This window comes from Streptomyces sp. NPDC002476 (genome assembly GCF_042889785.1).
GTDB lineage: Bacteria > Actinomycetota > Actinomycetes > Streptomycetales > Streptomycetaceae > Streptomyces.
Window position 1 is genome coordinate 38,554 of the sequence record NZ_JBIARH010000019.1, and the last position, 24,211, is coordinate 62,764.

At 71.5% G+C, this 24,211-nt stretch carries 11 protein-coding genes and 1 pseudogene; 9 read left to right on the plus strand and 3 right to left on the minus strand.

Annotated elements, in window-relative coordinates; translation table 11 throughout:
- Window positions 1–27 precede the first annotated feature (27 nt).
- The 5 genes from ACFYXM_RS21845 (at window position 28) to ACFYXM_RS21865 (ending at window position 15,467) form a co-directional block, all read left to right on the plus strand.
- The gene (locus ACFYXM_RS21845) at window positions 28–9,606 is read left to right on the plus strand and encodes an amino acid adenylation domain-containing protein (protein WP_389291542.1); all 9,579 of its coding nucleotides are present in this window, start codon (window positions 28–30) and stop codon (window positions 9,604–9,606) included.
- Window positions 9,596–11,278, plus strand: coding sequence for a phytoene desaturase family protein (locus tag ACFYXM_RS21850; RefSeq protein ID WP_389291544.1), 1,683 nt, complete (start codon window positions 9,596–9,598; stop codon window positions 11,276–11,278). The genes ACFYXM_RS21845 and ACFYXM_RS21850 overlap by 11 nt, the downstream gene beginning before the upstream one ends.
- Window positions 11,275–13,023 carry a phytoene desaturase family protein gene (locus ACFYXM_RS21855; protein ID WP_389291545.1) on the plus strand — a complete coding sequence of 583 codons (1,749 nt, stop codon included), beginning with the start codon at window positions 11,275–11,277 and terminating at the stop codon, window positions 13,021–13,023. The genes ACFYXM_RS21850 and ACFYXM_RS21855 overlap by 4 nt, the downstream gene beginning before the upstream one ends.
- Window positions 13,020–14,075 carry an MDR family NADP-dependent oxidoreductase gene (locus ACFYXM_RS21860; protein WP_389291546.1) on the plus strand — a complete coding sequence of 352 codons (1,056 nt, stop codon included), beginning with the start codon at window positions 13,020–13,022 and terminating at the stop codon, window positions 14,073–14,075. Before ACFYXM_RS21855 ends, ACFYXM_RS21860 begins: the two co-directional genes overlap by 4 nt.
- 249 nt (window positions 14,076–14,324) lie before the next feature.
- Window positions 14,325–15,467, plus strand: coding sequence for a cytochrome P450 (locus ACFYXM_RS21865; RefSeq protein WP_389291656.1), 1,143 nt, complete (start codon window positions 14,325–14,327; stop codon window positions 15,465–15,467).
- Between the two features lie 37 nt (window positions 15,468–15,504).
- Here the strand turns inward: ACFYXM_RS21865 and ACFYXM_RS21870 are convergent, their stop codons facing one another.
- The 3 genes and pseudogenes from ACFYXM_RS21870 to ACFYXM_RS21880 form a co-directional block, all read right to left on the minus strand.
- Entirely contained in the window at window positions 15,505–16,794 is a 1,290-nt protein-coding gene (locus ACFYXM_RS21870; RefSeq protein WP_389291548.1) for a cytochrome P450, read from the minus strand.
- 435 nt (window positions 16,795–17,229) lie between these two features.
- Window positions 17,230–17,493 (minus strand): annotated as a pseudogene (locus ACFYXM_RS21875) (ferredoxin-NADP reductase); the annotation flags it as partial.
- A gap of 45 nt (window positions 17,494–17,538) precedes the next feature.
- Window positions 17,539–18,000, minus strand: a complete 462-nt coding sequence (locus ACFYXM_RS21880) for a hypothetical protein (protein WP_389291549.1) — start codon at window positions 17,998–18,000, stop codon at window positions 17,539–17,541.
- An 819-nt stretch (window positions 18,001–18,819) separates the two neighbouring features.
- Between ACFYXM_RS21880 and ACFYXM_RS21885 the strand changes: the two genes are divergently transcribed.
- The 4 genes from ACFYXM_RS21885 to ACFYXM_RS21900 all read left to right on the plus strand — a co-directional run bounded on the left by ACFYXM_RS21885 (window position 18,820) and on the right by ACFYXM_RS21900 (window position 24,143).
- Window positions 18,820–20,265 (plus strand): glyceraldehyde-3-phosphate dehydrogenase, encoded by a 1,446-nt coding sequence (locus ACFYXM_RS21885; RefSeq protein ID WP_389291550.1) that lies wholly within the window; start codon window positions 18,820–18,822, stop codon window positions 20,263–20,265.
- Between the two features lie 332 nt (window positions 20,266–20,597).
- Entirely contained in the window at window positions 20,598–21,527 is a 930-nt protein-coding gene (locus tag ACFYXM_RS21890) for an LLM class F420-dependent oxidoreductase (RefSeq protein ID WP_389291552.1), read from the plus strand.
- A 330-nt stretch (window positions 21,528–21,857) separates the two neighbouring features.
- Window positions 21,858–22,496: an HD domain-containing protein gene (locus ACFYXM_RS21895; protein WP_389291553.1), complete on the plus strand. Its 639-nt coding sequence runs from the start codon at window positions 21,858–21,860 to the stop codon at window positions 22,494–22,496.
- A 471-nt stretch (window positions 22,497–22,967) separates the two neighbouring features.
- Window positions 22,968–24,143, plus strand: a complete 1,176-nt coding sequence (locus tag ACFYXM_RS21900; protein WP_389291555.1) for a cytochrome P450 — start codon at window positions 22,968–22,970, stop codon at window positions 24,141–24,143.
- Window positions 24,144–24,211: the final 68 nt, after the last annotated feature.

Here is a 24,211-nt window from a genome sequence, read left to right on the forward strand (position 1 = left end):
CGGCGCCACGACTTGAGGAGTACGACCTTGCCCGACGTGAACAGTGCCTCTGTGAGCGACAAAGTAGCGATCATCGGCATGGGCTGCCGACTGCCCGGCGGTGCGTCCGACCACCGCACGTACTGGCAGAACCTCATGGAGGGCAAGGACTGCATCACACCGACGCCGGCCGACCGCTACGACGTCACGACGCTGGGCAGCCGGCACAAGGACATGCCGGGACGCCTCGTCGGCGGCCGGGGCGGATACATCGACGGATTCGACGAGTTCGACCCCGGGTTCTTCGGCATCAGCCCGCGCGAGGCCGACCACATGGACCCGCAGCAGCGCAAGCTGCTGGAGGTGGCCTGGGAGGCGCTGGAGGACGGAGGCCAGCGGCCCGCGGAGCTCGCCGGAAGCAACACCGCCGTGTTCGTCGGCGCGTTCACGCTCGACTACAAGATCCTCCAGTTCTCCGACCTGGGCTTCGGTTCACTGGCCGCCCACACCGCCACCGGCACCATGATGACGATGGTCTCGAACCGTCTCTCGTACTGCTTCGACTTCCGGGGCCCCAGCCTGTCTATCGACACCGCCTGCAGTTCCTCCCTGGTCGCGGTGCACCTCGCCTGCCGCAGCCTGCACCACCGCGAGACCGACCTCGCGCTGGCCGGCGGCGTGCTGCTGCACATGGCGCCCCAGTACACCATCGCCGAGACGAAGGGCGGCTTCCTGTCGCCCGACGGCCGCTCGCGCGCGTTCGACGCCGCCGCCGACGGCTACGTACGCGCGGAGGGCGTGGGCATGGTCGCCCTCAAGCGCCTCGACGACGCCCTGCGGGACGGCGACCCGATCCACGCGGTGATCCTCGGCACGGGTGTCAACCAGGACGGCCGCACCAACGGCATCACCGTGCCCAGCGCGGACGCCCAGGTCCGGCTCATCCGCAGCGTCTGCGCCGGGGCCGGCATCGCGCCCGGCGCCCTGCAGTACGTGGAGGCGCACGGCACCTCGACCCCGGTCGGCGACCCGATCGAGGCGAACGCGCTGAGCCGGGCGCTCGCCGAGGGCCGCAGACCGGGCGACGCGTGCTACGTGGGGTCGGTCAAGACCAACATCGGGCACACCGAGTCGGCGGCGGGCGTCGCCGGACTCATCAAGACCGTGCTCTGCCTCAAGCACCGCCGGATCCCGCCCCACATCAACCTGGACCGGGTCAACCCGGCCGTCGACGCCGCGTCCGCCCCGTACCGGATCCCGACCGAACCGACCGACTGGCCCGCGCACGAGGGCCCCGCACGGGCCGGTGTGAACTCCTTCGGATTCGGCGGCACCAACGCGCACGTCGTCCTGGAAGAGGCACCCGAACGGGAAACCCCGCGCACCGTGCACGAGAAACGGTCCTGGAACGTCCTCCCGCTCAGTGCCAGGACCCCGGAATCCCTGCCGGACGTGGCGGAGGGCATCCGCCGCGAACTGGTCGGCGCACACGGGCCGACGCCACCGCTGCCCGACCTCGCCCACACGCTCGCCCGCCGTCGCCAGCACCTCGAATCCCGGCTCGGCATCGTGTACTCCTCACCGGCCGAACTGGACGAGGGGCTCGCGGCCTTCCTCCGCGGCGAACCCCACCCCCGGGTCGTCCAGGGCCGAAGGCTCGACCCCGAACAGCGCGGCCTGGTCTGGGTCTTCACCGGAATGGGACCCCAGTGGTGGGGCATGGGACGCCAACTGCTGGAGGGCGACGCGGTGTTCCGGGACGCCGTGACCCGCTGCGACCGGGCGATCCGCGAGCTCGCGGGCTGGTCCCTGATCGACGAGATGACGGCCGACGAGGCCGATTCGCGCATGTCCGAGACCTGGCTGGCACAACCGGCCAACTTCGCCGTCCAGGTCGGACTCGCGGCGATGTGGCGCCGCCACGGAGTGCGGCCCGATGCCCTGGTCGGTCACAGCACCGGCGAGATCGCCGCCTTCTACGAGGCGGGCGTCTACACGCTGGACGACGCGGTGAGGATCGTGGTGCACCGCAGTCGGCTCCAGCAGATGCTGACCGGCACCGGCACCATGCTCGCGGTGAGCCTGACCGAGAAGGAGGCGCAGACCCGGGCGGCCGCGTACGGGGACCGGGTGTCCGTGGCCGCGGTCAACAGCCCCTCGGCCGTCACCCTGGCCGGCGAGCGCGACGCCCTCGCCGAACTGGCGGAGGAACTGCGGGCGGAGCAGGTCTTCGCCAAGTTCCTGACCGTGGAGGTGCCCTACCACAGCGCGGGCATGGAGGCCATCAAGGACGAACTGCTCGCCTCGCTGGACGGGCTCGGACCACGGCCGGCGACCGTACCGCTGTATCTGACCGGCCAGGAGGGCATGGCACACGGCCCCGAACTGGACGCGGGATACTGGTGGAAGAACGTCCGCGACCGCGTGCGGTTCCGGTCGGCGGTGGACCGGCTCGCCGACGACGGATACGGCCTGTTCCTGGAGATCGGCCCCCACCCGGTGCTCGGCCACTCCATTCGCGAATGCCTCGACGGCCGGGGAACCACCGCACGCACCCTGCCCTCCATCCGCCGCCAGGAGAACGAGCCGGAACGCTTCGCCGCCTCACTGGCGCACCTGCACACCCTCGGTGTCCCCATCGCCTGGGACACTCTGCACCCGGCGGGCACTCCGGTGACGCTGCCCCGCTACCCCTGGAAGCGCGACCGGTACTGGACGGAGCCCGGCCCCGTCGCGCAGGTCCGCCTCGGCCGCACCGACCACCCACTGCTGGGCCGCCGCACCACACACACCGAACCGACCTGGCACACCGCGCTCGACATCGAGCGGCTGCCCTATCTCGACGACCACCGCATCCAGTCCACCGTGGTCTTCCCGGCCGCCGGGTATCTGGAGATGGCCATCCAGGCGGTCCGTGCCCTGACCGGCGGCACCCACGCCGTGCTCACGGACATCGAACTCCGCAAGGCGCTCTTCCTGCCCGAGGGCGAGGACCGCGCCGTACGCCTGACGCTCTCGTCGCGGAACGCCGCGTTCACGATCGCCTCGGCGGGAGAGGACGAGAACGACCGCGCGGTGCACGCGAGCGGAGTCGTACGCTCCGGTCAGCCACGCCCGTCCGGCCCCCCGGCCGACATCGAAGCCGTCCGGGCACGCATGCGGCGTCGGCTGGACGGCGAGGGCTGCTACGCGGAACTGGCGGCCCTCGGGTACCACTACGGTCCCGCGTTCCGTGCCGTCGAGGAGGTCCGGATCGGCCACGGGGAGGTGCTCGCCCGGCTGCGCCCGCCCGCGGTGATCGGCGACGACGCGGCCGGCTACCACATCCACCCCGCGCTGCTCGACGGCTGCTTCCAGGCGCTGCTGGCGACGCGGCTCCTCGACGACGGCACCGACCGCCAGGACTCCGGCATCCGCCTGCCGCTGTCGATCGACGAGGTGTGCCTCGCCCCGGTCGGGGACCGGCCGGTCCGGGTGCACGCAACGGTGACCCGCGAGGACGCGGACGAACTCGTCGGGAACATCGCCGTCTACACGGACGACGGCGAACCGCTCGGGAGCATCAGGGGATTCCGTGCCGCCGACGTGGAGAAGGCGTCGACGGCGGTCGGCCTCGGAACGATCGACTCCTGGCTCGCCGAGACCGTGTGGACCGAACTGCCGCCCCTCGGCGAGAACGAGTACACGGGCGAGAACCGGAGGCCGAACGCGGACGGGAACGCGGACGAGGCGCGGACCGGAGCCGACCGCGCCACCGGGGGCGGCTGGCTGGTGTTCGCCGACAGCCGCGGAGTCGGCGACGCCCTGAGCGCCCTGCTCGCCGCGCGCGGCGAGCGGTGCCACCTCGTACGGCCGGGGGAGACGTACCGGAGATCGGACGACGGAAGGGAGTTCACGATCGCCCCGGGCTCCGTCGTGGACCTGGAACGGCTCCTCGCCGACCTCGCCGAGGCCGGACACGGTGAGCGCGGCCTTTGGACGGGAGCGCACGGAACGGACGGAACACACGCAGCGGACGGACGCGACGGCGCGGCGCCGTTCCCCACCACCGTCGTGCACCTGTGGAACCTCGACCTGCCGTGCCTCGCGGAGGCGACACGACGCGACCTCGCACACCACCGCGACACCGGCGCGTACTCCCTGATCACGCTCGCCCGGACGCTGCTGCGCCACTCGGCGAGCGGGCGGCTGCACATCGCGACCCGCGGCGCACAGCACGTCGAGCCCGGCGAGACGGTCGAACCGCTGGGAGCACCCGCGTGGGGCGTCGGCCGGGTGCTCCGGCACCAGGAACTGCTCAGCCACCCCGGCAAGCTGATCGACCTGGACCCCCGCCCCGGGGCGGGCGAGGGCGCCCCGGCCGAGGCCGCCGCGCTCCTGCGGGAGATCCTCACCGAGGACGAGGAGGAGATCGCGCTGCGCGGCACGCGCCGCCTCACCAGCAGGGCACGGCGCGCCGAGGGACTGACCCGCCCCCTGCCGCTGCGCCTGCGCGCCGACGCCGACTACGTGGTCACCGGCGCCTTCGGAGCGCTCGGCCGACTGCTCTGCCGGACCCTGGTCCGGCGCGGAGCGCGCGGCCTCGTCCTCATCGGACGCACCACGCTGCCGGACCGCACCGCCTGGCGCGATCTGGCCCCCGACACCGTCGAGGGCCGCGCCGCCGCCTTCGTCAAGGAACTGGAGGCGCTCGGCGCCCGCGTCGTCCTGGCGCCGCTCGACATCACCGACGAGGAGGCGTTCACGGCCTGGCTCGACGCCCACCGGCGCACCGACCCGCTGCCGGTCCGCGGGGTGTTCCACCTGGCCGGGCAGGTCCGCGACACCCTCGTCGCGGACATGGACCACCGTACGTTCACCGACGCCCACGACCCCAAGGCGGTCGGCGCGTACCTCCTCCACCGGCACCTGCGCGACGAACCACTGGACCACTTCGTCCTGTTCGCCTCGATCGCCTCCCTGCTGGCCACCGCCGGTCAGACCAACTACGCCGCGGGGAACGCCTTCCTGGACGCACTGGCCCACCACCGCAGGTCACTCGGCCTGCCGGCCCTGAGCGTGGACTGGGGGCCGTGGGCCACCGGCATGATCGAGGAGCTGGGCCTCGTCGGCCACTACCTCCACAGCCGGGGGATGAGCTCCCTCGCACCGGACGTCGGCATGGCCGTACTGGAACGCGTCATCGGCCAGGACCGGGCCCAGCTCCTCGTCGCGACCGTCGTCGACTGGCCGGTGTTCCTGGCCTGGTACGCCTCACCGCCCGCGCTGGTGGCCGAACTGGCCGCGACCGCCCGCGCGGACACGGCCGACGCGGGGGCGGGCGACGGCCTCCTCGACACCTTCCGCGACGCGGACGCGGCCGAACGCCTGGCCCTGGTGACCCGGCGGTTCGTCGCGGTCGCCGCCGCCGTGCTCCGGGCGGGCCCCGAGCAGATCGACCCGCAGGCGGGCCTCAATGCGCTGGGGCTGGACTCGCTCCTGGCGATGGAACTCCGTGCCCGGCTCGGTGCCGAGCTCGGTGTGGCCCCGCCGGTGGTGGCGCTGCTCAGCGGCACGACGGTCGGCGAACTGGTCGCACAGCTCCACGACAACCTCGCCGAGGCGGTGGCGCTGGAGGCCGGAGGCGGCGACAAGGCGGCGGTGGAGGTGTTCGAGGACGAGTCCCGCCACCCGCTGACGCAGAACCAGAAGGCCCTGTGGTTCCTCCGCCAGCTCAACCCCGAGGGCTATGCGTACAACATCGGCGGCGCGGTCGAGGTCAGGGTCGCCCTCGACCCCGACCTGATGTTCGAGGCCGTCCGCCACCTCGTCGCACGCCACCCCGCGCTGCGGACCAACTTCCTCACGGTGGACGGGCTGCCGATGCAGCAGGTCTCGCCCGACCCGAGCCCGGACCTCGCGCTGTTCGACGTCCAGGACCGGGAGTGGGAGGACATCCACCGCACGATCGTGGCCGAGTACCGCAAACCGTACGACCTCGCGCACGACCCGCTGTTCCGCTTCCGCCTCTTCAAGCGCGGCCCCGACCGGTGGGTGATCATGAAGGCGGTCCACCACATCATCTCCGACGCGATCTCGACGTTCACCTTCATCGAGGAACTCCTCGCGGTGTACGAAGGGCTGCGTCAGGGCCGTGCACCCTCACTGCCCCCCGTCACCGCACGCTACCTGGACTTCCTCAACGCGCAGAACCGGTTCCTGGCCGGACCCGCGGCGCAGCGCATGCTCGACTACTGGCGGTCGCACCTGCCGGACGAGGTACCCGTCCTGGAACTGCCCACCGACCGGCCCCGCCCCGCCGTCCAGACCCACAACGGCGCCTCGGAGTTCTTCGTCCTGGACACGGCCCTCACCGCCCGTGTGCACGCCCTGGCCCGTCGGCACGACGTGACCCCCTTCATGGTGCTGCTCGGCGCCTACTACGTGCTGCTCCAGCGCTATTCCGGACAGGACCACGTCATCGTGGGCAGTCCGGTCACCGGCCGGACCGAGCAGGAGTTCGCCTCCGTCTACGGCTACTTCGTCAACCCGCTGCCGCTGCACGGCGACCTCTCCGGCGAGCCGTCGGTCGCCGAACTCCTGCAACAGGTGCGCACGACCGTACTGGGCGGCCTGGACAACCAGGAGTACCCGTTCGTCCTGCTGGTCGACCGACTGGGCCTGCAGCACGACCCCAGCCGGTCGGCCGTGTTCCAGGCCATGTTCATCCTGCTCACGCACAAGGTCGCCACCGAGAAATACGGCTACCGGCTCGAATACATCGAACTCCCCGAGGAAGAAGGGCAGTTCGAGGTCACCCTGTCCGCCTACGAGGACGAGGCGGACCACCGTTTCCACTGCGTCCTCAAGTACAACACCGACCTCTTCGAGGCGGAGACCATGCGGCGGATGGCCTCGCACTACACGAGGATCCTCGACAGCATGACCCGGGCGGCGGCCGAGCACCCCGTCACCCGGCTGGAGATGCTCGGCGCCCGGGAACGCGAACGCCTGGTCGGTGAGTGGAGCGGCGCGGTACGTCTCACCGCGTCCCCGGAGCCGGAGAGGCCCGGCACCCGTGGGGTCCGGCCGGTGCACGAACTGATCGTCGAGGCCGCCGCCCGGTGCCCCGACGCGGTCGCCGTCACCGTACCGGCACCTCGCGGCCCGGCCCTCCGGCTGACGTACGCGGAGCTCGACCGCCGCTCCGACCACCTGGCCTCACGGCTGACGGAACAGGGAGCCGGGGACGGTTCGACCGTGGCCCTGTGCCTCGACAAGTCGCCCGACCTCGTCGTGGCGCTCCTCGCGGTGCTCAAGGCCGGCGGTGCCTACCTCCCGGTCCCGCCCGACCACCCCGCCGACCGCGTCGCCCGCACCCTGCGGACGGCCGGCGCCACCCTCGCCCTGGTCGAGGACGACACCGCCCGCGACCGGTTCACCGGACTGCCGGCCCGCACGCTGACCCTGCGCGACCTGTACGAGGCGCCGCCCGCGCCGCAGGAGCGGCAGGCACCCGCATCCGGATCCGGACAGCCGCAGGCTCCCGACACGCCCGCACCTGCCGCCGTACCCCCGGTGGACCTCGACGCGCCCGCCTACGTCATCCACACCTCCGGCTCGACCGGACTCCCCAAGGCGGTCCAGGTCAGTCACCGCAATCTCGCCTCCGCGTACCGCGCGTGGCTGGACGAGTACCGGCTCGACCGGGACGTGCGCGTGCACCTCCAGATGGCGGCCCCCTCCTTCGACGTCTTCACCGGCGACCTGGTGCGCGCACTGTGCTCGGGCGGCACCCTCGTACTCGTCGACCGAGACCTCCTCTTCGACACCGAACGCCTCCACCGCACCATGCGCGAGGAACACGTCGACTGCGCCGAGTTCGTCCCCGCCGTCGTGCGCGGACTCATGGACCACTGCGAACGAGAGGGCCACCGGCTGGACTTCATGCGCCTGCTGGTCGTCGGCTCGGACGCCTGGAAGGTGGGGGAGTACCGGCGGCTGCGCGACCTGTGCGGTCGGCGCACCCGCGTGCTCAACTCCTACGGGCTCACCGAGGCCACCATCGACAGCGCCTGCTTCGAAGGATCCGCCGACGACCTCGAACCCGGCCGGACCGTGCCCATCGGACGCCCCCTGGGCAACAGCACGCTCCACGTCCTCGACCGGCACGGCGAACCGGTCCCGCCCGGCGTCCCGGGCGAACTGTGGATCGGCGGCGAAGGCGTCGCCCTCGGCTACGCCGGCGATCCGCGGCAGACGGCGGAACGCTTCGTGACCCGGACCCTCGGCCGGGGACCGGAGGCCCGCCCGGTACGCCTCTACCGCACCGGGGACGCCGCACACTGGGACACGCACGGCGTCGTCCACCTGCTCGGACGCGTCGACGGCCAGATCAAGCTCCGCGGCCACCGCATCGAGATCGGCGAGATCGAGACCCACCTCGCCGGGTGGCCGCAACTGGCCCGCACGGTCGTCACGGTCCGCCCCGACGCCCGCGGCGAGGATGCGCTCTGCGCGTACTGCGTACCGGTGCCGGGAGGGGAACTCGACCGGCGCGCGCTGCGCCGTCACCTCGCCGACCTGCTGCCGGCCCACATGATCCCCGCGCACTTCGTCACCCTGGCGCAGCTGCCGCTGACCCCCAACGGAAAGGTCGACCTCGCCGGCCTGCCCGAGCCCCGGCCCGAGGCCGCCGAGGAACCCGAGGAGACGCCCGGCACACCGTTCGAGGTCGGCATGGCCCGGCACTGGAAGGAACTGCTCGGGCTCGAACGGGTCGGCGCCACGTACGACTTCTTCGAGGCGGGCGGGAGCTCCATCAAACTGATCGAACTGATCCACCGCCTTCGGCAGGAGTTCGGCGTGGGCATCCCCGTCAGCCTGCTGTACCGGGTCACCACCCTGCAGGGCATGGCCGCGACCGTGGAACGCCTCGCCACCGGCGGCCTCGCGGACGACCTGCCCTGCCTGGACTTCAACACCGACCGGGAACAGACCCTGTTCTGCTTCCCCCCGGCCGGCGGTCACGGACTCGTCTACCGGACCCTCGCCGCCGATCTCGCCGAGCACCGCCTCGTCGCCTTCAACTACGTCCCCGGCGAGGACAAGACGGCCCGCTACGCCGACCTCGTCGAGTCCATGCAGCCCGAGGGCGGCATCCGGCTGCTCGGCTACTCCCTCGGCGGCAACCTCGCGTTCGAGGTGGCCAAGGAACTCGAAGGCCGCGGACGCGACGTCGCCCACGTGATCGTCCTGGACTCCCACCGCATCACCGAGCCCTACGTCCCCGGCCTCGAACACTTCGAGATCTTCGAGGCGGAACTGGCCGAACACCTCCTCAAGCACACGGGATCGGAGATCGTCGCCCGAGAGACCCTCGAGCACGCCGCGGAATACCTGGCCTTCTGCGGCCGTCACCCCAACCTCGGCACGGTGTCCGCGACCGTCAGCGTCGTCACGGACGAGGAGAAGACCGCCCTCTACTCCGCCGACGCGCGCGGCACCTGGCACGGCAGCTCCGCCACCGCCACCGCCGTGCTTCGCGGTTCCGGGATCCACGCCGACATGCTCGACCCCAAGCACGCGGCCCGCAACGCCGACCTCGTGCGCGGCATCCTCCAGGAAGGCGGCGGCCATGACCGATGAAACGGACGAGACCTGGGGCCGCGACGGACGCGCGGGGGACGGCGCGCCCCGGGTCATCGTCATCGGCGCGGGAATCGCCGGACTGTCCACCGGGTGCTATGCGCAGATGAACGGCATGAGGTCGCGCATCTTCGAGAAGCACGTACTGCCCGGGGGCTGCTGCACCGCCTGGTCGCGCGACGGCTACATCTTCGACTACTGCATCGAATGGCTGATCGGCACGGCCGCCGGCAACGAGGCCCACCAGGTCTGGCGCGAGCTCGGAGCGCTCGATGGCAAGACCGTCACCAACTTCGAGATGTTCAACCGGGTCGTCGACGAGACCGGCCGGTCGGTCGTCTTCTACAACGACCCGGACCGGCTGGAGAAGCACCTGCTCGAACTGTCGCCCGCCGACGCCCGCCTCATCCGCTCGTTCTGCCGTGACCTGCGGCGGTTCACCGCCATCGAGCTGTACCCGTTCCTGACCGCGCCCGCCCTGCGCACCCTGCGCGAGAGAGCCGCGACGCTGCGCACCGTGCTGCCCGCGTTCCGCCTGTTCTGGCGCACCGCCTCCACCCCGATGCACGAATTCGCCGACCGGTTCCAGGACCCGTTGCTGCGCCGGGCGTTCCGCAACATCTTCTTCCAGGACCCCGAGGGCTTCCCCCTCCTTCCGTACCTGTTCAACATGGCCAGCGCCCACCACCGCAACGCGGGCTTCCCGCAAGGGGGTTCGCTGGGCCTGGCCCGGTCGGTCGAGGAACGTTACACGGGACTGGGCGGCCGGATCGGCTACCGGGCACGGGTCGAGAGGATCCTGGTCGAGGACGGACGCGCCGTCGGCGTCGAACTGCGCAACGGCAGGCGGTACTACGCCGACCACATCGTCTCCGCCTGCGACGGTCACACCACCATTCACGGCCTCCTCCAGGGGCAGTACACCGGACCCCGCATCGACAAGCTCTACAACGACCTGCTGCACCGCCGCGGCACTCTCTTCCCCGCCGTCGTCTCCGCCTTCGTCGGGATCCGCGGCGACCTGGGACACGACCGGGCACACAGCACCACCTACCTGCTCACCGCCGAGGACGCCGCACGCCTGCCCGGAGCGCTCCAGAGCAGCCTGGTGGTCCAGCTGCGCTCCGACTACTCCGACGGATTCGCCCCGCCCGGCCGCTCGGTGATCCACTGCACCTACTTCAGCGACTTCGCACACTGGAAGGAACTGCGCGCCGCCGACCGCAAGGCGTACCGCGCGCAGAAGCACGAAGTGGCCGAATTCGTCAGGGGCTTCCTGGAACGCCGCATGCCCGGCACGGCCGAACGCATCGAACTCGTCGACATCGCCACCCCGGCGACGACCCGCCGCTACACCGGCAACCACGACGGCTCGATCCTCGCCTGGAAGGCGTTCTCCGAGGCCGACGACATCGCGACCAAGCTCGTCGGCAAGGACCGCATGCGCCTGCCCGGGCTGAGCGGCTTCTCCATGGCCGGGCAGTGGGTGGGCCTGGGCGGCCTCATCCGCGCCGCGTCGACCGGCCGCTTCGTCGTCCAGTACCTCTGCGACGAACTGGGACGCTCCTTCACGGCGCACGAGAGCAGGGGCGACGAACCCTGGTACCCCGGGAAGCTGGGCCGGCTGCCCCAGCTCGACCGGTGGTCCACCCGAGGGGACACCCGCACATGAACACCGAGGAGACCACGCGCGTGTCGCGTTCCCGACGAGAATCGATGATCATCATCGGCGCGGGGCTCGGCGGCCTGTCCACCGGCTGCTACGCCCGGATGAACGGCTACCGCACCCACATCCTGGAGATGCACGAACTGCCGGGCGGCTGCTGCACGGCCTGGGACCGCGGCGACTTCACCCTGGACCCCTGCGTCAGCTGGCTCCTCGGCAGCGGGCCCGGCAACGAGATGCATCAGATCTGGCTGGAACTGGGCGCGTTGCAGGGCAAGGAGATACGGCATTTCGATGTCTTCAACGTGGTACGCGGCCGGTGCGGCCGGGCCGTGTACTTCTACTCGGACCCCGACCGCCTCCAGGCCCACCTCACGGACCTCTCGCCCGTCGACGCACCTCTGATCCGCCGCTTCTGCAAGCAGCTGCGCGCCTTTCGCAAGTGCCTCGCCGTCTACCCGTTCCTCAAGCCGGTCGGGCTGATGTCGACGCCGGAGCGCTGGCGCATGCTGGCCGGCTTCATTCCCTACTTCAACGCCGTGCGCAAATCCATCGGCATCCTCATGAGCGACTTCTCGGCCAGGTTCAAGGACCCCCTGCTGCGCGAGGCGTTCAACTTCATCCTGTACGAGAAGCACCCGGCCTTCCCGGTGCTGCCGTTCCACTTCCAGCTCGCCTCGCACGCCAATCTCTCCGCGGGCGTCCCCGAGGGCGGATCGCTCGGCCTCGCCGAGTCCATCGAGCGCCGCTACCGCGCGCTCGGCGGTGAAGTCACCTACAACACCAAGGTCGAGGAGATCCTGGTCGAGGACGACCGGGCGGTGGGGGTGCGGCTGAGCGACGGCGAGGTACTGCGCGCCGACATCGTCGTCTCGGCCTGCGACGGCCGCACCACGATGATGGACCTGCTCGGCGGGCGCTACCTCGACGACGCGTACCGCCGGCTCTACACCCGCACCATCCTCGAACCCGGCATGGTCTTTCCCGGGTACTTCATCCTCTTCCTCGGCCTGCGCCGGGACTTCCCCGACGCCGATCCCTGCACGACCCACCTGCTCGACGACGAGGTCGCCTCCGAGCTCACCGGGATCCGTCACCCGAGCATCAACGTCCAGTTCCGCAGCAGGCACTTTCCGGAACTCTCCCCGCAGGGGACGAGCATCGCCTACGTCACCTACTTCTGCGACATCGCACCCTGGCGGGCTCTGGACGAAGGGCCGGAGCAGGTGACCCGCAGCCGTGGCGGCCTGAGGCTCCACACGCTGCCGGTCCGTCACGGACGCGGCTACTACGCCGCCAAGCGGCGGGCCCGAGAGGCGCTGATCACGTTCTTGGAGCGGCACCACCCCGGGATCAGGGACGCGATCGCCGTCCGTGACGTGTCGAGCCCGCTCACCCAGGTCCGCTACACCGGAAACTACGACGGCACGGTGCTCGGCTGGCAGCCGTTCGTGGAGAGCGGGGAGACGCTGGAGACGCTCATCAAGAAGCACGGACCCGGCCTTCCGAGACTGCGCAATTTCTACCAGTCCGGTGTCTGGGCGACGACGGGCGGCCTGATCCGGGCGGCTGCGGCGGGCAGACACGTCATGCAGTTCATCTGCCGGGACGACGGGCGGAAGTTCACCGCCTCCGTCGACGAGAGCGGGCCGCCACCTACCCATCGCGTCATTCCGGTGGGACCCCGGCCGGGCACCCCGTCCGGCACGGCGGACCGTTCATCCCTCGTCGAGAGAAAGGGAATGCGATGAGGACCAGGAAGTGGGCCGTGCAGGAGCACATCGAGGGCGTGCCCGACATCGACCGGGTGTACGGGATGGTCGAGGAGGACCTCGACACCGACCTCGCCCCCGACGAGATGCTGCTGAGGACGCGGTACGTGTCGGTGGACCCCTACCTCCAGGGCATTGCGCTGGACACCCCGATCGGCGCTCACATGGGGGCCGACTCGATCATGGAGGTGCTGGACGCGGGCCCGCTGGCGGCCCACCGCCCCGGCGACCTGGTGCAGGGATTCGGCGGCTGGCGTACCCACCTCGTCAGCGACGGCAGGGCGACCCCCTGGCAGACCGGCACGTTCCCGATGGTCTTCCCCGCCTTCCGGCGCCTGGACCCGCACTGGTACGACGACGCGCTCCCGCTGGCCACCGCGCTGAGCGTCATGGGCGGCCCCGGCATGACGGCCTGGGGCACCCTGACCAAGTTCATGTCGGTCCGTCCCGGCGACACCGTCGTGGTCAGCGGCGCCTCCGGCTCGGTGGGTTCGCTGGTCGGGCAGCTCGCCAAGCTCGCGGGCGCCCGCGTGGTGGGCACGACGTCGACGGCGGAGAAGGCGGACTACCTGGACGAGCTGGGGTTCGACGCGGTCGTCGTCTACCGCCACGGGGACAGCTGGGAGGCGGTCCGGGAGGCCCTCGGCTGGGTGGCGCCCGACGGGATCGACAAGTACTTCGACAACCTCGGGGGCACGGTCACGGACGCCGTGTTCTCCATGCTCAACGTGGACAGCCAGGTGGCCGTGTGCTGGCAGTGGGCCACCCAGGTCGGCCGGGAGGCGACCGGCCCGAGGCTGCTGCCGTACATCATGTTCCCGCGCACCTGCGTGCGCGGCATCTTCTCGCTGGAGTGGTTCACGGAGCAGAACTGGCGCGCGCTCCATCACGAGCTCGGCGGCAGGGTCCGGCGGGGCGAGGTCCGCTTCGGCCACACCGTCCACCGCGGCTTCGAGAGCATTCCGGACGCCTACCGGAGCCTCTACGAGGACACGGGAGGCCACCGGGGCAAGGTGCTGGTGGAACTCTGACCTCCGGTCATCCGCACCTGGGCCGGGGGTTCCGTCGTCGCGTCCCGCCGTCAGGCGTCCGTGGCCTGCACCGGGGCCCGGCCCGGGCCCCCGCCCGGCTGCGAGTCCGCGCGCCCCGCGCCCCGGCGCCTCCGTCCGCCTGCCCGTACCCGTGTCCGTGATCCACCGACCCGCACCCGTGGAGGACCCGTGCCCCGCCCCGACGACAACGACGCGATCACCGGCCCGCCGACGCTCCCGCTGCACCGAATGGAATTCGACCCGTCCGGCCCGCCCCGGCCCGTCGCACTGCCGGACGGCACCCGGGCCTGGCAGGTGACCCGCTACGACGACGTGCGCAAGGTTCTCACCGACCCCCGGTTCGGACGCGCACGGCTCCGGATATCCGATGCCGCGCCCCTGGCGGGGCAGGCGGGCCTCGTCGCCAGCACGGACCTGATGTTCAACCAGGACGGCGAGGACCACGTGCGCCTTCGCCGCACCCTGCGCGGCGCGTTCACCCCGAGGGCCGTCGCCCGCTGGCGGCCCTGGATCGCCTCGATCGTGGAACAGCGGCTGGACACCCTCGCGGACGGCGGGCCTCCGGCGGACCTGGTCGCCGGTTTCACCCTGCCCCTCCCGGTCGAGGTGGTCAGCCGGCTCATGGGTCTCGGTGCCGCCGCGCGGGAACGGCTGAGCCACTGGAGCCGGTACGCGTTCTCCGACGGCTCCCACGCGGAGGAGGACATGGAACCGGTGCTGGCGGAGTTCGCCGGGTTCGGGGCGGCGCTCCTGGCGGAGCGGCGCAAGGACCCCGGCGAGGACCTGACCAGCATGCTCGTCCGCGCGGCGGACGACGAGGGCGGCATCCCCGAGGGTCAACTGGTCGACCTCGTGTGCGGACTGGTGGTGGGCGGTCACGACAGCACCATGACGATGCTGAGCAACTCCCTGCTCTACCTGCTCGGTGAACGCCCGGAGTGCTGGCCCCGCATCGGGGCGGACGAGGACGCCGCGGGAGTGGTCGCCGAGCGGTTGCTGCACCTCGTTCCGCTCGGCGACGACCGGGGGACCGCACGGCACGCCGCCACGGACACCGAGGTCGGCGGCGTCGTCATCCCGGAGGGAGCGGTGGTGCTGGCGGACTGCGGCGCGGCCAATCGTGACCCGGAGGTATTCCCGTCCCGGCAACTGGACGATCTGTTCAGCCCGTTGGAAGCCCCCACCCTGGCGTTCGGCGCCGGTCCGCACTACTGCCTCGGCGCGTGGCTGGCCCGGCTCGAACTCCAGCTGTCCCTGCACCGGTTGGCCGCACGATTCCCCGGCCTGCGCCTCGCGCGTCCGGACGACGGTGTCGAGTGGCGTCGCGGCAGCACCTCCCGCAGCCCTCAACGCATCGCCGTCACCTGGTAGCCGCCCGTTCCGGGCGACGAGGCGTGCGCGCACGTGCTCAGTCCAGGTGCACCGGCAGCGTCTCGACGCCGTACACGATCGACAGCTTGCGGAAGGACAGGTCCTGGGGCGCCACGGCGAGCCGCATCCTGGGGAACCGCCGGGTCAGGGCCGGGTAGGCGGTGCGCAGTTCCATGCGGGCCAGTTCGGCGCCGACGCAGCGGTGGAATCCGTGACCGAAGGCGAGGTGCGCGGTGGGACTGCGGTGATGGTCGAAACGTCCGTCGTCCCCGACGTACGAGGCGTCGCGGTTGGCGCCACTGAGCGAACAGAGCACCATGTCGCCCTCGGGTATGACCACCCCGGCTATCTCTATGTCCCGCCGGGCGAACCGGGGGAACGCTATCTGCACCGCGGAGGTGTACCGCAGCACCTCCTCGACGAACGGGGAGGCCGCCGCGTCGTCCGTCCGTATCCGCTCGAACACGTCCTCGTTCCGCAGCAGCACGAGAGAACCCAGGGCGATCGTGCTGGCGGTCGTCTCGAATCCACCGGTGAGCACACCGTCGGCGAGGCCGGCGAGTTCCTCGTCGTCGATGTCGTCGCCGTGCTCCTTGACGATCACGCCGAGCAGCCCGTCGCCCGGCTTCCGGCGCTGCTTCGCGACCACGTCCCTGAAGTACGCCAGGGACTCCGACATGGCGCCGAAGGGCGCGGTCGTCCCGGCGAAGAGATCGAACCGGTCCATGGCCAGCTGCTGGAAGTCGTGGCGGTCCTCGTAGGGCACACCGAGCAGTTCGCAGATGGTGAGGGAGGGGATCGGCAGCGCGAATTCCTTGACCAGGTCGACCGGGCCGCGCCGGGCCTGCATCGCGTCGAGACGCTCTGCGGTGATGGCGTCGATCCGGGGCGCGAGCCTGCGTAGCCGTCGCATCGTGAACTCGGGGGTCAGGATGCGGCGCAGCCGCGTGTGCACCGGAGGGTCACTGAATCCGAGTCCGCCCGGGCTCTGTTCCGCCGCGACTCCGGCATTCGTGGCCAGGTGGGCGAAATCGGTGCTGAAGCCGTCGGGCGAACCGAGAACGGCCTTCGACTCCTCGTAACCGCTGACCACCCAGGCGTCCATCCCGAACGGCAACGAGACCTTGTGCACAGGTGAGTTCGCCCGGAGCGCGGCCAGCCTGTCCACCGGGTCCAGACCGTCCCTGCGCAACAGCGCCAGCAGATCGTCGGGCAGGAGGCGGATCGTGGAGGAGCCGATGCCGTACTTCTGGATCCTGGACAGGTAGGTGCGCCCAAGCCGGGCGGTGATACGAGAACGGAACCTCGTCCTCAACGTGTTCTCCATGGGTCGTCGCGCGGTCCGCACCGCCGGGGTGCGGAGAATGAGAGAAGGGATGCAGCGGGCTCGGAATCGGACATGGGCAGGCGCTGCGACGCCACGTGCCGGCGGATGACGTGCCGTCACCCGGGGAACGAGGCGGAGGAGCGCTGATGGCACACGGTAGCGTGAGTGGGTCCGACGATTGTTCGACAGTGTTCGATGTCGGTGGGGTGCACCGGAGACGACGCCGACCCGACGCGTGCGTGGTGGCGCCCTCCCGTGCCGTGCGTGATGACGGCGCGGGCCGCGTCCGAAACCCGATCGACCGGACCGGTGGGGAGAATGGTCCTCGTCGCCGTGATCGAGACTGAGCGACCGTCATTGCGGCCTCTCCGGCTCTCCGACACCTTCGTCGGACTCCACGCCGCCCCGGGAGTCAACCGGTTCGTCGGAGCCTGTTCCCGTCCGCAGACGCTGGAACGGCTCGCCGTCGCGCGCGAAGGTCCCGCGGACCCCCTTCGTCGCCGGGTGGTCGGGCGCCACGCCGTACCGCACCGGCCCTCCGGCCACCGCTAGCCGGTCGTTGGTGTGCAGCAGCAGGTCCTCGGCGGCGTACATGCCCGCCGGACCGGTACCGACCACCGCGACCCGGATCGGCGTGAAGCCGGACGGCGGACCGCGCTCGAACGTCGGCGCCTCCCCGCGGTGGGAGCTCGGCGCCGTGTCGTCGGACCCTTGCGTCCGGCGAGGCGGCCTATGGCTCGATCCTCAGTCCCAGAGGGTGTGGTACGTGACGCGGTGCGCCTGCGCCGGTACGCCGTCGGTGTAGACGAGCCGCAGCCGGGTGAACCGCTGGATCCCCGGATCCTGCTGCCAGCTCGTCGGGCGGTCGAGCCGCACCTCGACGGGGTACGTGTGGAACGTGCCCGCGGCGCAATAGGGCCGGCAGTCGTTCACCGCGTCGAGCCCCGTGCCCACGGCGGAGGACGGGCCCCAGTGGGTCCAACGCAGCGAGACGAGGCGGTTGTTGCCGTCCCCGCAGGCGAGCAGGAAGTCGCCGGGACGGACGCGCGCGTGCGAGAAGCAGTCGACGGCCACCGCGCGGGCGGTGGGGGACTGGGAGGAGGACCGTACGGGCGACGCGGCGGGCGCGGCCGTCGGTACCGCCGCCACCGCGAGCGCCGAGGCCGCGCACAGCACGACCGTGTTCCTGAGTCCGTGTCCGCGCATGCCGTCTCCCCAACTGCTCCTCGGGCACCGCGGGCGGCCCCGGCCGATCCGCTCGCGGGGTCCGCGCCGTGTGCCGTACGGGCGCACCGCGTCCTGTTCCGGGTGTGCCGGAAGCGGCCACCGGTGCCGCGCTTCCGCCGATCCCCGGCACCGCTCTCGGCCGGTCCGTCGCGGGAGCCCCGGCAACCGTCTCCTCAGTCGACGGTACGACCGGGCGCGTGCGCGCACCACCCGTGCCTGCCGCGCCCCTGCGGTGCGGCCGCCGCCGAACGGCCGGCCGGACCGGTGCCCGTGGGCGGGCCCCGGACGCGTCCACGGCGCCCCACGCCGAGCGGCGCGCCGTCTTTGCGCCGCACCAGTCCGCCAGGGGTCCGCTCAGGACGCGGAGCCGTCGGAACGCCCGGCGGCCCCGGACCCTTCCAGCAGCGTGAGGGCGAACGCGGCCCGGTCGCCGTCCGCCCCCGGCCGACCACTTCTCCGTGTCGGCCCTGAGGAAGGAAACGAGCGCCGCGGGACCGGGCACCCGGCCGCCGCCGAAGCGGCCCGCCGGCCGCTCGGTCGCCGGGTAGGGCTAGGGCCTCGCTCACCCCGTCCGTGTGCGGCACGACGACCTCTCCGGCGCTGTCGTCGGCCGCTTCCGCCGTCGCCGCCGCCCGCTCGCTCCCGGGGTGGGGGCGTGCCCGCACGGGCGTCGGGGACGCCCGGTTCCGCGCCGGGCGCGGGCGCGGGCCCTTGTCTGCCACCCGAACGGCACCCCATGGAGGGCCGAAACGTGGTCGGGTTAGCATATGAGCGCCGCCTAGCTCGAAAGATAAATCTGTGACTGTCAACGACGACTCGTTCACCAACTGGAAGAACCGTGAGGAAATCGCGGAGTCGATGATCCCGATCATCGGGAAGCTGCAGCGGGAGCGGGACGTCACCGTCCTGGTCCACAGCCGCTCCCTGGTGAACAAGTCGGTGGTCAGCATCCTCAAGACCCACCGATTCGCGCGCCAGATCGCGGGCGAGGAACTCTCGGTCACCGAGACGCTGCCGTTCCTGCAGGCACTGACCACCCTCGATCTCGGCCCGTCCCAGATCGACATCGGCATGCTCGCCGCGACGTACAGGAACGACGACCGCGGCCTCTCGGTGGCGGAGTTCACCGCCGAGGCCGTGGCCGGTGCCACGGGCGAGGACAAGATCGACCGCCGTGAGCCGCGCGATGTCGTCCTGTACGGCTTCGGCCGCATCGGCCGCCTCGTCGCCCGCCTGCTCATCGAGAAGACGGGCTCCGGCAACGGCCTGCGGCTGCGTGCCATCGTCGTCCGCCGGGGCGGTGACCAGGACATCATCAAGCGCGCCTCGCTGCTGCGCCGCGACTCGATCCACGGCCAGTTCCACGGCACCATCACCGTCGACGAGGCGAACAGCACGATCGTCGCCAACGGCAACGCCATCAAGGTGATCTACGCCAACGACCCGTCGGAGGTCGACTACACGGCGTACGGCATCGACGGCGCCATCCTCATCGACAACACCGGCAGGTGGCGCGACCGCGAGGGTCTGTCCCAGCACCTGCGGCCCGGCATCGCCAAGGTCGTCCTGACCGCTCCCGGCAAGGGCGATGTCCCCAACATCGTCCACGGTGTCAACCACGACACCATCAAGCAGGACGAGCAGATCCTGTCCTGCGCGTCCTGCACCACCAACGCGATCGTCCCGCCGTTGAAGGCGATGGAGGACGAGTACGGCGTGCTGCGCGGCCACGTGGAGACCGTCCACTCGTTCACCAACGACCAGAATCTGCTGGACAACTACCACAAGGCGGACCGGCGCGGCCGTTCGGCGCCGCTCAACATGGTCATCACCGAGACCGGCGCAGCGTCGGCGGTCGCCAAGGCGCTGCCCGACCTGAAGGCGCCGATCACCGGCAGCTCGATCCGCGTCCCGGTCCCGGACGTCTCGATCGCGATCCTCAGCCTGCGACTGGGCCGCGAGACCACCCGTGAAGAGGTCCTCGACTACCTCCGCGACGTGTCGCTGACCTCCCCGCTCAAGCGCCAGATCGACTTCATCACGGCGCCCGACGCGGTCTCCAGCGACTTCATCGGTTCCCGCCACGCCTCGATCGTCGACGCCGGCGCCACCAAGGTCGACGGCGACAACGCGATCCTCTACCTGTGGTACGACAACGAGTTCGGCTACTCCTGCCAGGTCATCCGGGTCGTCCAGTACGTCTCCGGGGTGGAGTACCCGACCTACCCGGCCCCGGCGGCCTGATTCCCGGCCTGTCCCGCACCGCCCCCGTCCGCCCGGCGTCCCGGTCGGCGAGGGCGGTGCGTGGGCGGGAACCCCGGGGGGCGACGCCGGAAGGCGCGGAACCCGGTAACAGACCTCCCGCGGAGCCCCCGCCCGTCGAACGACGGGCGGGGGCTCCGTCGTGACCGACGTGCGCCGGGACGCCGACGGCCGGGGCGGACCGGATTGCACGGCCCGCCGGCACCTCGGCTCGCACCGCGCGGAACCCCGACCACGTTTCGACCGTCGTCGAACACGGAACAAGTCGCTGATCCGGGCAAGCCGCCCCGCCGTCGTCCTGAAGGAGCGCACCCATGCCGATCCCGCTCGGTCTCGGTCTCCCGCAGATGAAGCAGTACGACATCGGCCGCGATGTCGCCACCGTCGCACGTGCCGCGGAGGAGGCCGGATACGAGAGTCTCTGGGTCTTCGAACGCATTCTGTTCCCCGAGCCCGCGACCCAGGGGCTCTACGGCGTACCGGGACTGCCGTGGCCCGACCAGTACCGCGGTGTCGCCGACCCGCTGGTCACGCTCACGCTGGCCGCCGCGGCCACGCAGCGGCCCCGGCTCGGCACCGGCGTCCTGGTCGGGCCCCTGCACGTACCCTTCCAACTGGCGCGTTCCCTCGCCTCGTTGGACGTGGCGAGCGACGGCCGGGTGATCGCGGGAATCGGCACGGGATGGTCACTGGACGAGTACGCGGCGGCGTCCGTCGCCCCCTTCGAGAGGCGCGGCGCGGTCCTGGACGAACTCCTCGACGTGTGCGCGGCCGTCTGGGGCCCGGACCCCGTGGCGTACGAGGGCGAACTGACCACGATCGCCCCGTCCGCGGTCGGTCCCAAGCCGGTGAGCCCCATTCCGGTGTACCTGCCCGCGAACAGTCCGCGCGCCACCCGCCGTCTCGTGGACCGGGCGGACGGCTGGATGCCCGTGGCGGCGGACCCCGCCCAACTGGCCGAGCAGTGGCGTCGGGTGCGGGACACGGCCGCCGAACGCGGCAGGGAACGCCCGCTCGACGTCTGCGTCCGTGTCAACGCGCGCCACACCGCCGAGCCGGTCGGGAGCGAGGGACGGCAGCCCTTCCACGGCAGCGTGGCGCAGATCGTCGATGACCTCGCGGCGCACGCCGGACCGTACGTGACGACATTCGTCCTGGACCTCCAGGGCACGCCGCGCGACGCCGCGGAACTCGTCGACGTGGCGGCCGAGGTCTACGAGGCGGCGCGAGCGGCGGGCATCTGACGCCCCTGCCCGGGACCGGGTGGCGGACAGGCGTACGGGCAGAGGCACCCACCGCAGGGGTGCCGGGGGGTGCGTCACCCCGGCACCCCTTCGCCTCGCCCGGCGCTTCCCCCGCTCGCCCGGGCCGGGCACGTACGCGCGACCGCGACCCGGTCCCGCCCCCGGCGGGACACCGGCCGGCGACCGGGCTCGCCCGCATGGAGCAGCGCCTCGGAGGAACCACGCGGACGACCACGCCCCGCTCGGTGGTTTTTCAGGACGGGAACGGCAATCTCTCAAGAGAGCGCCGGACGTTCCCGCACCGACCACCGAGAAAGGCATGGAGACACCATGAGCGAATCGATCGCGGATGTACGGATTCCGGACAGTGCCATGGCACGGGAGGCCACCGAACTGGTCCGTGAGGCGGCCTCTCAGCTCTTGTTCGACCACTCACGGAGGGTCTTCCTCTGGGGCGCGCTGCGGGGGCGCGAGGAGGGGCTGCGGTACGACCCGGAGCTGCTGTACGTGGGGGCGATGTTCCACGACCTGGGCCTGACGGAGCGCTACCGCCGCACCGACCAGCGGTTCGAGATCGACGGCGCCGACGAGGCGCGGAGGTTCCTGCACACCCACGGCATCGCCGACCGGGAGGCCAACCGGGTCTGGACGGCCATCGCCCTGCACACCACACCGGAGATCCCGCTCCACATGGCCCCCGAGATCGCCCTGGTCACCCGGGGAGTGGAACTCGACGTGCTGGGCATCGGCTACCACGCGGTCTCCGACGAACAGCGTGCGGCCGTCGTCGCCGCCCACCCCCGCCCCGACTTCAAGAAGCGGATCCTGGCCGCGTTCACCGAGGGCATCAAGGACCGCCCCGAAACGACGTTCGGCAACGTCAAGGCAGACGTCCTCGCCCGCTTCGTGCCCGGATTCGAACGGGGAGACTTCGTCGATGTCATCCTGGACTCCGACTGGCCGGAATGACCCTCGGGCCACGGCTTTGGCATCGCCGATACACCGCTCGTCCCGCCGTGTGGCAGCGCGCCGCCCGGCGGCCGTCCGTTCGCCGTCCGCGCGGGAGGGACGGCCGCGCAGACACCACGCACCCGGTGACGGTCCGGCATCCGACCGGCCCGTCCGGACCGCCCACCACGTGCGGGTGAATTCGCTCGTGACCCACGACCACCTGAACAGCACGGCCATCACCATGGCCGAGGATCTGCACAGGTTCCCGCAAGGGTCCGGAGGACGGACTCCGGCCCGAGCGCGTCAGCCGCGGTCGCACGAGACCGCGCGAACAGACCACCATCCCTGGCCCGAAACGGGCGTGGGGGCATCCGCGCATGTGGGTGCCCGCTGTGGGCCCGCCCGTCGGCCCCACGGCGAGCCACACCCGGCAAACAGCCGAGTCGATGCCGCAGCCCGTCGCTCCGGAGCGCGACGGGCAGGAGGATCATGCCCATCACTGACGAACGCGTCCCTCTGCACCGTCTGACGTTCGCCCCGTCCGGTCCGCCCCGGCGTACCGACCTGCCCGACGGCCGCCCCGCCTGGTTGTTCACCCGTTACGCCGATGTCCATCAGGTCATCAACGACAGCAGGTTCAGGCGGACCCTGCTCCGCACGCCGGAGGACAGCGCCCCCGCCCTCGTGGACTCGCCCGATGCCGTGGGCAAGCTGGACGACGTCCAGCACCTCCGCCTGCGACGCACCGTCCAGCGCGCGTTCGGCCCGCGCGCGGTCGCGCGCATGACGCCCTGGGTGGCCGATGTGGTCGACGAACTGGCCGACACGCTCGCCGACCACGGCTCCCCGGCGGACCTGGTCGCCCACTACACCCGCCCGCTGCCCATCGCGGTCATGAGCAGACTGACCGGCGTGCACGACGTCAGCGACACGCGCCTCCTGCGCTGGACCGAGCACGCCTTCGCCACCGATGCGAAGGATCCTGCGGAAGTCGCCGAGGTCACACGGGAGTTCACCGAATTCACCACGGGCCTGCTGGCCGACCGGCGAGGCGCCCCAGGCCCGGACCTGATCAGCTCGCTCGTCCAGGCGGCCGACGGGGAGGGCGGCATCCCCGAACCGCAACTCGTCAACCTGGTCAGCACCCTCGTGGTGGGCGGCTACGACACCGCGATGACCATGCTGGGCAACTCCCTGCTCTGCCTGCTCCACGAACGCCCCGAGGTCTGGGCCCGACTCGCCGCGTCCGACGAGGACGCGGCGAGTCGGCTGACCGAGCGCCTGCTGCACCTGATCCCGCTCGGCGATCCCGCCGCCCACTCCAACCCCCTCCAGGCCATGGAGGACGTCGAGGTCGGCGGTGTCACCGTCCGGACCGGCGAGATCGCCACCGTCGACCGCGGCGCGGCCGGCCGGGATCCGGCAGCATTCTCCGACGCCCCCTTCGGAGACCTGTTCGCACCACTGGAACACCCGACCCTCGCCTTCGGCGGAGGACGGCACTACTGCCTGGGCACCTGGCTCGCCCGCGCCGAACTGCGCCTGGGACTGCACGGACTGGCCGTCCGCTTCCCGCGCCTGCACCTCACCACGCCCGTGGACACGATCACATGGCGCCACGGCACCATCACCCGCAGCCCGCTGCACCTCCCGGCCGCCTGGTGATCCGCCGAGGGAGGCTGAACCACCGCCGGCAGCCGGCATGGCCGCTCGTCCCGTCGGTGACGGGACGG

Coding starts and splice junctions, on each gene's coding strand:
- ACFYXM_RS21860 (WP_389291546.1), top strand. CDS start 13,020: ATGAGGACCAGGAAGTGGGCCGTGCAGGAGCACATCGAGGGCGTGCCC.
- ACFYXM_RS21855 (WP_389291545.1), top strand. CDS start 11,275: ATGAACACCGAGGAGACCACGCGCGTGTCGCGTTCCCGACGAGAATCG.
- ACFYXM_RS21895 (WP_389291553.1), top strand. CDS start 21,858: ATGAGCGAATCGATCGCGGATGTACGGATTCCGGACAGTGCCATGGCA.
- ACFYXM_RS21880 (WP_389291549.1), bottom strand. CDS start 18,000: ATGCGCGGACACGGACTCAGGAACACGGTCGTGCTGTGCGCGGCCTCG.
- ACFYXM_RS21850 (WP_389291544.1), top strand. CDS start 9,596: ATGACCGATGAAACGGACGAGACCTGGGGCCGCGACGGACGCGCGGGG.
- ACFYXM_RS21900 (WP_389291555.1), top strand. CDS start 22,968: ATGCCCATCACTGACGAACGCGTCCCTCTGCACCGTCTGACGTTCGCC.
- ACFYXM_RS21870 (WP_389291548.1), bottom strand. CDS start 16,794: ATGGAGAACACGTTGAGGACGAGGTTCCGTTCTCGTATCACCGCCCGG.
- ACFYXM_RS21890 (WP_389291552.1), top strand. CDS start 20,598: ATGCCGATCCCGCTCGGTCTCGGTCTCCCGCAGATGAAGCAGTACGAC.
- ACFYXM_RS21865 (WP_389291656.1), top strand. CDS start 14,325: ATGGAATTCGACCCGTCCGGCCCGCCCCGGCCCGTCGCACTGCCGGAC.